Source organism: Actinosynnema sp. NPDC091369, from assembly GCF_044757065.1.
Classification (GTDB): Bacteria; Actinomycetota; Actinomycetes; order Mycobacteriales; family Pseudonocardiaceae; genus Actinosynnema.
This window is the reverse complement of sequence record NZ_JBIVUG010000006.1, coordinates 269,932-282,337: the sequence shown is the minus strand read 5'-3', so window position 1 is coordinate 282,337 and position 12,406 is coordinate 269,932. Positions and strand designations below refer to the sequence as shown.

The 12,406-nt window shown below is 72.6% G+C and carries 10 protein-coding genes; 1 reads left to right on the top strand and 9 read right to left on the bottom strand.

Features of this window, described 5'->3' with window-relative positions:
• Positions 1 to 104: 104 nt before the first annotated feature.
• From ACIQMJ_RS24460 to lanKC, 4 genes are all read right to left on the bottom strand, one after another.
• Positions 105 to 1,814, bottom strand: a complete 1,710-nt coding sequence (locus tag ACIQMJ_RS24460) for an ABC transporter ATP-binding protein (protein ID WP_499763319.1) — start codon at positions 1,812 to 1,814, stop codon at positions 105 to 107.
• On the bottom strand, positions 1,814 to 3,406 hold the full coding sequence (locus tag ACIQMJ_RS24455; RefSeq protein ID WP_499763318.1) for an ABC transporter ATP-binding protein: 1,593 nt from the start codon (positions 3,404 to 3,406) through the stop codon (positions 1,814 to 1,816). Before ACIQMJ_RS24455 ends, ACIQMJ_RS24460 begins: the two co-directional genes overlap by 1 nt.
• Positions 3,407 to 3,566: 160 nt before the next feature.
• Positions 3,567 to 3,725: a SapB/AmfS family lanthipeptide gene (locus tag ACIQMJ_RS24450; protein ID WP_499763317.1), complete on the bottom strand. Its 159-nt coding sequence runs from the start codon at positions 3,723 to 3,725 to the stop codon at positions 3,567 to 3,569.
• Between the two features lie 38 nt (positions 3,726 to 3,763).
• Positions 3,764 to 6,295 (bottom strand): class III lanthionine synthetase LanKC, encoded by a 2,532-nt coding sequence (gene lanKC / locus ACIQMJ_RS24445; protein ID WP_499763316.1) that lies wholly within the window; start codon positions 6,293 to 6,295, stop codon positions 3,764 to 3,766.
• Between the two features lie 500 nt (positions 6,296 to 6,795).
• Between lanKC and ACIQMJ_RS24440 the strand changes: the two genes are divergently transcribed.
• Positions 6,796 to 7,374, top strand: a complete 579-nt coding sequence (locus tag ACIQMJ_RS24440; RefSeq protein ID WP_499763315.1) for a hypothetical protein — start codon at positions 6,796 to 6,798, stop codon at positions 7,372 to 7,374.
• A gap of 70 nt (positions 7,375 to 7,444) precedes the next feature.
• On the opposite strand, the gene ACIQMJ_RS24435 is transcribed toward ACIQMJ_RS24440, so the two are convergent.
• The 5 genes from ACIQMJ_RS24435 to ACIQMJ_RS24415 form a co-directional block, all read right to left on the bottom strand.
• Positions 7,445 to 8,872, bottom strand: a complete 1,428-nt coding sequence (locus ACIQMJ_RS24435; RefSeq protein ID WP_499763314.1) for an acyl-CoA carboxylase subunit beta — start codon at positions 8,870 to 8,872, stop codon at positions 7,445 to 7,447.
• 30 nt (positions 8,873 to 8,902) lie between these two features.
• On the bottom strand, positions 8,903 to 10,138 hold the full coding sequence (locus tag ACIQMJ_RS24430) for a beta-ketoacyl-[acyl-carrier-protein] synthase family protein (protein ID WP_499763313.1): 1,236 nt from the start codon (positions 10,136 to 10,138) through the stop codon (positions 8,903 to 8,905).
• Positions 10,135 to 10,374, bottom strand: a complete 240-nt coding sequence (locus ACIQMJ_RS24425; protein ID WP_053720023.1) for an acyl carrier protein — start codon at positions 10,372 to 10,374, stop codon at positions 10,135 to 10,137. Before ACIQMJ_RS24425 ends, ACIQMJ_RS24430 begins: the two co-directional genes overlap by 4 nt.
• Positions 10,375 to 10,435: 61 nt before the next feature.
• Positions 10,436 to 11,413, bottom strand: coding sequence for a beta-ketoacyl-ACP synthase III (locus tag ACIQMJ_RS24420; RefSeq protein ID WP_141978404.1), 978 nt, complete (start codon positions 11,411 to 11,413; stop codon positions 10,436 to 10,438).
• Positions 11,410 to 12,360 (bottom strand): ACP S-malonyltransferase, encoded by a 951-nt coding sequence (locus ACIQMJ_RS24415; protein WP_499763312.1) that lies wholly within the window; start codon positions 12,358 to 12,360, stop codon positions 11,410 to 11,412. Before ACIQMJ_RS24415 ends, ACIQMJ_RS24420 begins: the two co-directional genes overlap by 4 nt.
• Between the last annotated feature and the right edge of the window lie 46 nt (positions 12,361 to 12,406).

The following is a 12,406-nucleotide window of genomic DNA, read 5'->3' as shown; positions in this document are numbered from 1 at the left end:
GGTCCCGCGTGTCGAACGCTCAGGTCCCGAGAGTCCTACGTTCAGGTCCGGTGAGTTCAACGCTCAGGCAGGCCAAAGCACCCGGACCCATGTCACATCGAGCCTCAGAGGGCCGGCTGCGGGTCCGTTGTCGGCGCTTGCCATGCGGCCATGAGGTCGCGGTAGAGCGGGGAGGTGGCCAGGAGGTCCTGGTGGTGTCCCAGGAGGGGTGGGCCGCCGTCCATGAGGAGGACTTGGTCGGCTCTGAGTGCGGAAGAGAGCCGGTGGGCGATGACGATCAGGGTGCCGTTGCGGGCGGCGAAGGCTTGTTCGACGACGGCTTCGGCGGCGGGGTCCAGGGCGGAGGTGGCCTCGTCCAGGATCACGATGTCGGCCGGTGAGGTGTAGACGCGGGCGGCGGTGAGGAGTTGGGCCTCGCCGGCGGAGAGGCCGGAGGCGGAGTGGCCGATGGTGCCGGAGAGGCCGCCCAGTTTGGTGAGCAGGTCGGAGGCGCCCACGGCGGCGGCGGCCTGGAGGAGGGCGGCGTCGGAGGCGTCGGGGGCGAAGAGGGACAGGTTCTCGCGGACGGTGCCCGTGAAGAGGTAGGTCTCCTGGGGAACCAGGGCGATGCGCTGGTGGCGGAGTCGGGGCGCGACCGAACGGACTGGTGCGCCGCCGAAGAGGATGTCACCGGCTTGGGGCTCGACCAGGCCCGTGATCAGGCCGGCCAGGGTGGACTTGCCGATGCCGCTGGGGCCCACGACGGCCAGGTGGGAGCCCGGGGGCAGGGTCAGGTCGAGGTCGCGGACGACCGGTTCGGCGGTGGGGCTCCAGCCGAAGGTGACGGCGCGCAGTTCGAGGTCGTTGCCGGCGGGGGTGGCGTCGCCGCCGGGTTCGCGGATCGGGGGCGCGGCTTCGGCGAGCCGGCGGAGGGCGACCACGAGGCGCAGGACGACGGTGCTGGTGGTGTCCGCGAGGCGGCGCAGCGCGGGTTGGACGCTGGTGCTCAGGTAGACCACGGCACCGAGGACCTCGCCGACGGTCAACGTGCCCGCACGCACCATGCCCGGGGCCATGAGCAGCAGCAACACCAGCGGCGCGAAGCCGCCCAGGGCGATCACGACGCCGCGCAGCGCAGTGGCGAAGGCCATCCGGACGGTGGCCGACGCCTGGTGGTCGACCTCGGTCATGACGTCGCGCAGGGCGTGGTCCGCGCCGCCCACGGCGGTGACGTCGCGGACGCCCAGGAACACCGTGCCGGCGACGGAGGCGGCTTGTTCGTCGGCCAGCACGAGTCGGCGCTGGCCGCGGGCCAGCGACGGGAGCAGGAGGCCGAACAGGACCAGCGCCGCCACCACGGGGAGGATCACCAGCCAGGCCAACGAGGAGACCGTGGCGGCGAGGCCGACGAGGGCGGCGGCGGTGGTGACCAGCAGGGCCCTGGCTTGCACCAGGACGCCGGCGGTGGCGTCGCGGACGACCTCGACGTGGCGGGTGATCCGGGCGACGGCGCTCGCGTCGGGTTGGCGGGTCTGCGAGCCGGCGTGCAGGACACCGCGCACGATCTGGCGGACCAGCGCGTCGCGCAGGGGTTCGACCACCGCGCCCAGGCGCGTGAAGACCTGCCGCAGGCCGAAGCCGCCGAGGACGGCGACCGCGGCGAAGAGGAGGAGCCAGGCCACGCCGGTCCACGGGCGGCCGGCGGCGAAGCCCCGGTCCACGGCCAGGCCGACCAACCGGCCCGACAGCAGCGCCGGCACGCCTTCCAGGACCGACCAGCCGAGCAGGACCGCGATGCCGCGCCGCTGGTCGCGCAACGCCCGCAGGTAGGTCATCAGCCGAACACCGCCCGGTACTCGTCGTCGTGCCAGAGGTCGTGGTGCGGTCCGGTCCCGCGCACCCGGCCGTCGTCCAGCCAGACGACGAAGTCGGCGCGGCGGGCGGTGGCGGCGCGGTGGGTTACGACCACGCGGGTCCGGCCGGGCAGCGCCGACTCGACCGCGCGCTCCACTGTGGACTCGGTGACCATGTCGAGGCTGGCGGTGGCGTCGTCGAGCACGAGGATGGCCGGGTCGCGGACGAACGCCCTGGCCAGGCCGAGGCGCTGGGCCTCGCCGCCGGACATCGGCGCGCCGGACATCGGGGTGTCGTAGCCCTCGGGCAGCCGGACGACCACGTCGTGCACCTGGGCGGCGCGGCAGGCCGCTTCGACGTCGGTGCGGGGCAGCGAGGTGCCGTAGCGGACGGCGTCGGCGACGGTCGTGCCCACCAGGGCGGGGCGTTCGAACGCGTAGCCGACGGAGCCGCCGCGGCGCACCTCGCCCGACGACGGCCGCACGAGCCCGCCGATGACCGAGGCCAGCGCCGACTTGCCGGAGCCGGAACGGCCCACCACGGCGACGAACGTCCCGGCGGGCACGGCCAGGTCGACGTCGTGCAGCGCGTCCGGGACGTTCACGCCGATCAGCTCGATCCGACCGGGGGACGTGTAGCCCGGTGCGGCCAGAGGGGGGAGAGGTGTGGTGAGGACTTCTTCCAGCCGGCGGGCGGAGGCCCGTGCGCGTTGCAGGGCCGTCAAGAGGGTGGTCTGCCCCACCACGGTCATCCCGAGTGCGACGTAACCCAGGGCGGCCAGCACGTCGCCGACGCTGAGCCGGCCCGCGACCACGCCGAAACCGGCGGCGACCAGGACGGCCAGCTCCACGGCGGGCAGCAGCAGGCCGGCCCGCCAGATCATCCGCGCCTGCGTGCGCCACATGCCCACGCCGGCGGCGGTCAGGCGGGGCAGCGGACGCAGGACGCGCTCGGCCTCCTGGTCGGCACGACCGGAGGCGGCGATGGTGCGCAGGCCGCCGACGGCGTCCACCAGTCGCGCGGACAACTCCCCGGACACCTCCTGGTAGGTGGCCACGTCCGCGGCCGTCAAGCGCAGGTGCGAGCGCACCAGCAGCGCGGCCAGCGGCACGCTCAGCAGGAACACCACGGCCAGCCGCCAGTCCAACAGCGCCAACGCGGTGATCGCGCCGATCGCCGTGACCACCGAGATGCCCAGGTTCACCGCGAGCACCGAGACGCTGCCCGCGATCGCGCTGTCACCGGTCAGCCGGCTCACCGCGTCACCGGCCTCGAACCGCGCCGGGTGGCCCAGCGCGAGCAGGTGGGACGTCAGCCGCCGGCGCAGCCACGCCGCGCCGCGGGCGGTGATCGCCGCCGCCAGCACCACGCCGATCGCGTCACCGAGCACTTCCACGCCCGCGAGCCCGACCAGCCACCACACGGTCGGCGCGTCCAGCCGCCCGTCCAGCGCCATGTCCACGGCGGAGGCCAGGGCGGTCGGCAGGAGCAGCCCGGCGGCGGTGGCGGGCAGCGCGTTCAGCGCCAGCAGCACCCACCGCAGGTCTCGCCGGATGACGGTGGACAGCACCACGATCTGGGACTCCTAGGTCTATCGCCGTCCTCGGCGCATCATGGCCCTGCGAGGTCGCGACGTCCTCGCCGCCGGCTGCGCGGCAGCGGCAACCGGAAAATGGAGCCGGGTGAGCGGCGCACTTCGACTGCGCCGCTCACCCGGACCGGTGTTGCGAGTGTCAGCAGGCCAGCAGGCTGACGGTGGAGTGGCTGCAGGGGAGCAGCAGGGAGGCGTTGGACGCCGTGGTGCTGCCGCCACCGCCGCTGCCGCCGCTCGCCATCGCGTTCGACTGGGCCTCGGGGGTCTCGAGCTCCTGCAGGTCGAGGATGAAGTCCATCGTGACTCCTCAATTCGGGGGATTGGAAAGGGTTACTGCTACCGGCCGGTGAGGGCCGGGGCTGTGAGGAACGGCAGCACGGGTGTGCCGTCCAGGGCGGCGCCGAGCGCCAGCAGCACGCCCGCGCCGCCGGTGTCGACGTCCATCGAGAGCCGCCGCAGCTGGATGCCCGGGAACGCCAGGCCCTCCTGGTAGGGCACGGCGTGCCAGGCCAGCGCGGCCAGGTGCCGGTCGATCGCCTCCCGCGGGCCGTTCGCGTGCGCGAGGGTGGCCAGCAGGCCGGCCCGGCCGAGCATCAGCGCGGGTTGGATCACGAACTCGCCGGTCGTGCCGCCGACCAGCTCCGGCAGCCGTTCGACCACCGGCAGGTCCGGCGCGGCCACGCGGAACTCGTTGAGCACCAGGGCGATGCCCGCGCTGCCGACGCCGAGGTAGGGCAGGGTGCGGAAGTTGCCGTCGCGGACCTGCGTCGAGCCGTCCAGCGCGGTCATCGTCTCGGCCAGGTCCCGCTCCAGGGCGCGGACGCCCAGGTCGAGCCAGCGGCGGTCGCCGGTGTGCTGGAACAGGCGCAGGAACAGCAGCGCCGGGCCCGACCAGCCGTGCTCGAAGCCCGCGCGGGCCTTCGGGCCGGGCGGCTCGGCGTCCGCGAGCGCGGTGTCGAGCCGTTCGCCCAGTTCCAGCGCTCGGGCGGCGTAGGTGTCGTCGTCCCGCGTGCCGGCGAAGTGCAGCAGGTTCAGGCCGATGCCGGCCAGACCCGCGCTCAGGCCGTGGTCCCGGGTGTCGGGCACCATCTGCGCGTACGAGCGGACGAGCTCCTCGGCCAGGTCGTGGTGGCCGAAGTTCTCCAGCACGTGCGCGATGCCGTGCGCGCCGGTGAAGAAGCCGGGCTCCTTCGGCGGCTCGCGGCGCACCGCGTCGAGCAGCCACTGCTCGTGCTCGGGGTAGCGGCCCATCCCGGTGACGTGCAACGCGTGCAGCACGCCCGCCGCCCCGTAGCCGAACCCCGCGCCGCCGACCTCGAACTGCTCCACGTCACCGGGGAACAGCCGGTCCGCGCGCTGGGGCGTGGCGCTGGCCAGGATGCCCGCGGCGATCGACTTGCGCACCACCTGCCAGTCCGGTTCCGGCACGTCCAGCGCGGTGGTCGCGGGCCCGGTCCGCGGGTCGCGCGGGGCCAGGACGTCGACGATCTTCGCGCAGTACTCGTCGGGCAGGCCGAACCGCCGCTTGATGAAGTCGACGTGCGAGCGCAGCTTCACCGGGGCGAGCTCGACCACGGCGTTGAGCGGCAGGAAGACGTAGAGGCGCAGCGCGGCGAGCGCGTGCTCGTCGATGTCGAAGCCGGTGCGGTCCGGCGGCGCCTGGAAGCCCGGCGCGCCGAGCGTGGGCTTGCCGTTCTCCTCGACGCCGAACGCCAGCTCGAAGTCGATCAGCGACACCACGTCGTCGTCGTCCACCAGGACGTTGAGCGGGTGCAGGTCGCTGAACACGACACCGCGCTCGTGCACGGCGTCGACGATCCGCTCCACGTCGGCGACCAGCTTCAGGGCCCGCGCGGTGTAGGCGGTGATCGCCTCGTCGGTGACCTCGTGGTGGGTCAGCGGGTAGTTGTGGCCCAGCCACTGGCCGAGCGGTCGGCCCGACACCCGCGCCATGGCCAGGAACTCGTGCTCCCACGCGGTGAAGTGCTCGTACACCTCCGGCACGCCGGGCACGCCGGCCACCCTGGTCAGCATCGCGTGCTCGCGGCGCAGCCGGGCCACCGCGTCGACGTTCTCCCGGTCCAGCCCGGCGTGCGGCCTGGCCTCCTTGAGCACCACCGGCAGCTCGTCGGACTTGCGCACGGCCTCGTACACGCCGCCGCCGTTGGAGAAGTGCAGCGACCGCAGCACCCGGTAGGGGAACGCGTCGGCGTCACCGGCGCGCCGCGCGGCCAGGTGCTCCTCCAGGCACGCGGGCAGCTTCACCCAGTCCGGCACCCAGAACGTCGGCTTGCGCTGGTCCGGCACGAGCGCGCCGTCCGGGCCCTCGATGGCCAGCACGCGCTTGCCGTCCTGCTCCAGCCACTGCTCCACGAAACCGCCGTAGCGGACGAACAGCGGTCCGGCGCCGTAGCGCAGGTCGCTGAGGATGTACGCGCCCGACGAGCCCTTGAGGATCTCCGACAACTCCGCGAGCGTCGATTCCAGCTGCGCCTCGTCGGAGGGGTAGATGGTGATGAGCTTCCCGCTGCCTTCACGCGGCGCGTACTTCGAGTTCCGCGCCAGCACGATCGACTGGGTGCGCAGGTATTTGAACGGGATGCGGCGCGCGATCAGGTACTCGTACGACTTCAGCAGCACCTCGCCCGCGTTCAGCACGGTGGCCGAGACGTGCACCTTCCAGCCCTGCTTGGGCAGCACCACGCCGTCCGGGTGAACGTGCCGCCAGATGTTGCGGTCGCCTCGGGTCCAGCCGTCCGGCAACGCGGGGAGCACCTGCGAGAAATCGTCTTCGGCGGTTTCCGCGTGGCTTTGCACGTCGTAGAACAGACGGTCCGCGAAGCAGTAGGCCTCATAGCGGAGGTCCACGTGGATTTCGCCTCCTTGCGAGTTATCCGACCGGCATATTCCCGCACGGCAACGGCGGACAAGCCAATCCACCATTTCGGGGGGTGTTGACGTCCGTTCGTGCGATTGAGAGACGCTCGGATTTGCACTGCACGTGGGTATAGGCCGCCAGGAGTCACCCGATCGCCATGTTTAGCGGCACGGCTGTGCGGAAACCGGCTACCCGGCCAGGCTAAACGAAACGCGATCGTTCTTCGCGTTCGATGGCGCCCACCTGCGCGTTCGACGAATCACCGCTGTTTTGCGGGAACCGTTACCGACCGTGTCGAAAGAGGTGGTCAGAGCTGGGTTCGCAGTTTTCGGGACGACCGTCACCCGATATTTCGGGAAAACGTGACCGGGAACACTCCGACGCCATTGTGAGTAGTTATGCCAGGTAGCCCAAACCGCACTCTGCGGGTCTGTCGCTGCACCGTCCGGGTGATTACCCGCGCGTACGGGCGCTGTGGCACCCTCCAAGGGTGTCCGCGCGCCTGCTGCTGCCCGCCGTGCTCCTGGTCGCCGCCGCCACGGCGGGGGTGGGCGTGCTGGCGCGCGAGGTCTACCAGCGGCCCGCGGTGGCCCAGGGCGACGAGGTCGCCGCGCCCGTCTCCGGTACGTCCGGTTCGGTGCCCCGCAGCGCCCAGCCGGGCAGCGGTGCGGTGCAGCTGAGCGTCGACGCGGCGCAGCACCCCGACGGCCAACGCGTGCGCGAGGTGCTCCAGCAGTTCTTCGACGCGATCAACGGCCACGACTACGAGCAGTGGGTCAGGACCGTGACCGCGCACCGGGTCCAGGGCACGTCCGAGGCCGAGTGGCTGGCGGCCTACGAGAGCTCGCGGGACGGCTCGATCCTGGTGCACCGGATCGAGTCGGTCACGTCGACCAGGCTGAGGGTGCTGATGACGTTCACGAGCACCCAGGACATCGCCAAGGCCCCGGCCGAGCTCCAGTCCGACTGCATCCACTGGCGCGTCGTCTACCCGGTCCAGGAGGAGCGCGGCGCGCTGCGCATCGACTCCTCCCCGGAAGGCTCGACCTCCCAGTTCACCCCCTGCTGAACCGGCCCGGAGCACAACGGTGGGGTCGCCCCCCCGACCTTGGCGACCCCACCGAAAACCGCGACCCCGCCTACAGCGGGATGTTGCCGTGCGCGCCCCGGCCCGCCGGAGCCGCCGCGAGCGCCTGCGCCAGCTTGCGCCGCGTCTGCGTCGGCTCGACGACCTCGTCCACCACGCCGATCGCGATCGCCCGCTCCACGCCGCCCGCGATCCGCTCGTGCTCCTCGACGAGCTTCGCGTGCAACGCCTCCCGCTCCTCGTCCGGCACGGCCGCCAGCTTCTTGCGGTGCAGGATGCCGACCGCGGCCTTGGCGCCCATCACGGCCACCTCGGCGATCGGCCACGCGAACACCGCCGTCGCACCCAGCGACCGCGAGTTCATCGCGATGTACGCGCCGCCGTACGACTTGCGCGTCACCAACGTCACCCGCGGCACGACGGCCTCGCCGAACGCGTGCAGCAGCTTCGCACCCCGCCGCACCACGCCGTCCCACTCCTGGCCGACGCCCGGCAGGTACCCCGGCACGTCCACCAGCACGAGCAGCGGCACGCCGAACGCGTCGCACATCCGCACGAACCGCGCCGCCTTCTCCGCCGACAGCGAGTCCAGGCACCCGCCCTTGCGGATCGGGTTGTTCGCGATCACGCCGACCGTGCGCCCACCGAGCCGGCCGAGGCCGACCACGATGTTCGGCGCCCACTTCGCCTGCAACTCCTCGAACGAGTCCTCGTCGAGGATCGCCCGCACCAGCGGCTTGACGTCGTAGGCGCGCTGCGGCTGCTCCGGCAGCAACGCCCGCAGGTCGTCGCCGTCGGGCACCGTGTGCAGGTCGAACACGCCGGGCTGGGCGAACAGCCCGGTGATCCGCCGGGCCCGCTGGTAGGCGTCGGGCTCGTCGTCGGCGATCACGTGCACGACACCGGACTTGCGCCCGTGCGCCTCCGCGCCGCCCAGGCCGTCCATGTCGATCTGCTCGCCGGTCACCGACCGGACCACGTCCGGCCCGGTCACGAAGACCTTGCCGGCCGGAGCCATGATCACCACGTCGGTCAGCGCGGGGCCGTACGCGCCACCGCCCGCCGCCGGGCCGACCACCACGGAGATCTGCGGCACCCGGCCGGACGCCCGGATCATCGCGGCGAACATCTGGCCCATGCCGTCCAGGGACTCCACGCCCTCCGGCAGCCGCGCGCCGCCGGAGTGCCAGACGCCGATCACCGGGGTGCGCTCGCGCACCGCGGTGTCGATCGCCTCCACGATGTGCCTGCACCCCTCGGAACCGAGCGCGCCGCCCATCCGCGTGGCGTCGCTGCAGTAGGCGACGACCTTCGCGCCGTTGATCCGGCCGCGCACGGCGAACATGCCGCTGCCGTCACGGGGTCGCAACGGCGCGATGGACCCGGGGTCGAGCAGTTGCGCGAGCCGGACCTCCGGGTCGCGCGGATCGGTGTCGCCGTCCGCACCCGGGTTCGCCGGTCGGGACGCAAGGGCAGTCATCGCGAAAGGCTCCTCGTGAGACGAATGACGTCAGACCTGGGTGAAGACGAGCGAGACGTTGTGGCCGCCGAACCCGAACGAGTTGTTGACCGCGGCGACCAGGTCGATCTTGCGCGGCTCGCCGGTGACGACCTCCAGCTGCACCTTCGGGTCCTGGTCCTCCAGGTTCAGCGTCGGCGGCACGATGCCGTCGCGGACCGACAGCAGCGTGGTGATCGCCTCCACCGCGCCCGAAGCGCCGAGCAGGTGGCCGTGGTTGCCCTTGGGCGCGGTCAGCACCGGGTGGTCGCCGATCGCGCGGCGCACGGCCTGCGGCTCGATCACGTCGCCCACCTGGGTGGACGTCGCGTGGCAGTTGACGTGGCCGACGTCGGCCGGGTCGACGCCCGCGGCGCGGATCGCCTTGGCGATGGCCCGGGACTGGCCGATGCCCTCCGGGTCCGCCGCGGTGATGTGGTGGCCGTCCGAGCTGGTGCCGATGCCCGCGAGCTTGCCGTAGATCCGGGCGCCGCGGGCGCGGGCGAAGTCCTCGCGCTCCAGCACCATGATCCCGGCGCCCTCGCCGAGCACGAAGCCGTCCCGGTTGACGTCGAACGGGCGCGACGCGCGTTCCGGGTCGTCGTTGCGGGTGCTCATGGTCCGGGCCTGGATGAAGCCCGCCATGGTGATGGTGGTGATGCACGCTTCCGCGCCACCGGCCACGACCACGTCCGCCTCGCCGGACTTCAGCATCCGGTACGCCCAGGCCAGCGCCTCGGCGCCGGACGCGCAGGCCGACACCGGGGCGTGCACGCCCGCGCGTGCCTTCAGGTCGAGGCCGACGTGCGCGGCGGGGCCGTTCGGCATGAGCATCGGCACGGTCAGCGGCGAGACCTTGCGCAGGCCGGACGCCTCGATGAGGTCGTCCTGGTCCAGCAGCGTCATCGCGCCGCCGATACCGGTGCCCACCACGACGCCGAGCCGCTCGGGGTCGACGTCGTCGTCACCGAACCCGGCGTCCGCCCACGCCTGGCGGGCGGCGACCACCGCGACCTGCTCGCAGCGGTCCAGCCGGCGCGCCTCGACCCGCGGCAGCACCTCGGTCGGCTCGACCGCGAGCGGCGCGCCGATCTTCACCGGCAGTTCGAAGCGCTCCACGAAGTCGGCCGTCAGCGTGCGCACGCCGCTGCGGCCGGCCAGGAGGGCGTCCCAGGTGGAGGCGACATCGCCACCGAGCGGGGTGGTGGCACCCAGCCCGGTGACGACGACGTCGTTGCTACTGGTCATGCGTTGCTGGCGATGTAGTTGACCGCATCGCCCACGGTCTTGAGGTTGGCCAGCTCGTCGTCCGGGATCTTCACGCCGAACTTGTCCTCGGCCTGCACGGCGATCTCCACCATGGACAGCGAGTCGATGTCCAGGTCGTCCACAAAGGACTTGTCAGCCGTCACGTCGGCCGCCTCGACACCGGCGACCTCCTCGACGATCTCGGCGAGCCCCTTCTGGATGTCCTCGTTGCTCACTGAAAATCCCTTCCTTCTTGCTTCGCCGGCTGGGTGGTCCCACCGGAGTCTCGGATAGCGGTCACGGCAGCCGGACGACCTGTCCCGCGTAGGACAGGCCGGCTCCGAAGCCGACGAGCAGCGCCACGTCACCGCTGCGCACCTCTCCCGCCGCGCGCATGTGGTCCAGCGCGAGGGGGATCGAAGCGGACGAGGTGTTGCCGGAGTCCACGATGTCACGAGCGATCACGAGGTCTTCACGCGCACCCTTGGCGCGCAACCGCTTCGCGATGGCCTCGACGATGCGCAGGTTCGCCTGGTGCGGCACGAAGACGTCCACATCGGACACCTCCAGGCCGGCCAGCTCGATCGCCTTGAGCGCGATCGGCGCGATCTGCGTGGTCGCCCACCGGAAGACCGACTGGCCCTCCTGGAAGATGAACGACTGCCGGTCCCGCACGTGGATCATGTCCACCAGGTCGCCCGCGCTGCCCCACGACACCGGGCCGATGCCCGGCTCGTCGGACGGGCCGACGACCGCGGCGCCCGCGCCGTCGGCGAAGATGATCGCGGTGGACCGGTCGTCGCCGTCCACCCAGTCGGTCAGCTTCTCCGCGCCGATGACCAGCACGTGCTTCGCGGTGCCCGCCCGGACCAGGTCGGAGGCGGTGCCGAGGGCGTAGCAGAACCCGGCGCACGCGGCGTTCAGGTCGAACGCGGGCGCGCCCTTGACCCCGATCCGGTCGGCGACCTGGGCGGCCGCGTTGGGGATCTGGGACGGCATGGTGCAGGTGGCCACGATGACCGCGCCGATGTCCGACGGGGCGAGCCCGGCGTCGGCGACGGCCTTGGCGCCCGCCTCGACGGCCATGTCGACCAGCAGCTCGTCCGGCTTGGCCACGCGGCGGTTGGCGATGCCGACCCGGTCGCGGATCCACTCGTCGGAGGTGTCCATGCGCAGGCTCAGGTCGTGGTTGCTCACGATCGTCTCGGGCTGGTAGCTGCCCAGGCCGAGGATGCGGGTGCCGACCGGGCCGGTGGGGACCGAGAAGGTGGTCACTCGGCCACCTCCGCCGGGGCGGCGGTGATCAGGTCGACGACCTGGTCGAGCTGGTCGGGGGTCTTGAGGCCCAAGGTGGGGGTGCCCTTCAGTTCGCGCTTGGCCAGGCCGGTCAACGCGCCCGCGGGCGGCAGTTCGACCACCGCGGTCACGCCGTGCCCGGCGAGGGTTGCCTGGCAGGCGTCCCACCGCACGGGGCGGGTCACCTGGGAGATCAGCCGGCTGAGCACCTCGTCGCCGTCGGAGACCACCGCGCCGTCGGCGTTGGACAGCAGCGGCAGCGCGGCGTCCTTCACCACGATCCCGGCGGCACGGGCGCGCAGCGCCTCTTCAGCGGGCGCCATGAACCGGGTGTGGAACGCGCCCGCGACCTTCAGCGCGCGGATCTTCGCCCGGCCGGGCGGCTGCTCGACCAGCCGCTCCAGCGCGTCCAGCGGGCCCGCGGCCACGATCTGGCCCGCGCCGTTGCGGTTCGCGCCGACCAGGCCGAGCTCGTCGAGCCGGGCCAGCACCTCGTCCTCCTCGCCGCCGAGCACCGCGGCCATGCCGGTCGGCGTCAACGCGCAGGCGGCGGCCATCTCGGCGCCGCGCACGGCGGCGAGCGCCACGGCGTCGTCGGTGCTCAGCACGCCCGCGATGGCGGCGGCGGCCAGCTCGCCGACGGAGTGGCCGCCCACGACGGTGTCGGCGGGCAGCTCGACCCGGCGGCGCAGCTCCTCGTAGGCCAGCAGGGCCAGCGCGACCACCAGGGGCTGGGTGACGGCGGTGTCCTTGATCTCGTCCGCGTCCGCCGTGGTGCCCAGCCGGGCCAGGTCGAGACCGGTCGCCTCGGACCACGCGGCGACGCGCTCGGCGGCCCCCTCGACTTCGAGCCAGGGGGTCAGCATGCCGGGTGTCTGAGACCCCTGTCCGGGGGCGAGGAGCGCGATCACCCGCTCACTGAACACGGTCGCGGCCGTTTCCGGTGATGTCGCCACGGACGAAACCCAGGAC